We start from the raw sequence: 260 nt of genomic DNA, 5'->3' as shown, positions 1-260 counted from the left end.
CGAGATGTCCCGCTGCTTCATTTTCCGAAATGATGGCCAGTGGCTCGCCGCGCATTTCATAGCCGTCGCAGAATGGACAGCTGAATAGGCTGGTTCCGTAGAACTCTGGGAGTCTTGGGATATCCGGTAAAGTTTCCGTGAAGCCGGTCGCAAGGATTAGTTTTTTTGCATGAAATACTGACCCGCCTTCTGTTTTGATACGGAAAAACTCCATTTCTTTTTCGGCTGAAATGACGCGGCTAGCCTCGATCCGGACATCC

1 pseudogene is annotated in these 260 nt (G+C 50.4%); it reads right to left on the bottom strand.

Annotation, left to right across the window (positions count from 1 at the left end):
- Positions 1-260 (bottom strand): annotated as a pseudogene (locus R0J87_RS21815) (hypothetical protein); the annotation flags it as partial.

The organism is Halomonas sp. SIMBA_159 (genome assembly GCF_046536035.1).
GTDB classification, from domain to species: domain Bacteria; phylum Pseudomonadota; class Gammaproteobacteria; order Pseudomonadales; family Halomonadaceae; genus Vreelandella; species Vreelandella venusta_A.
Note: the sequence above shows the minus strand (reverse complement) of the source record. Positions and strands in the feature narration are given on the sequence as shown.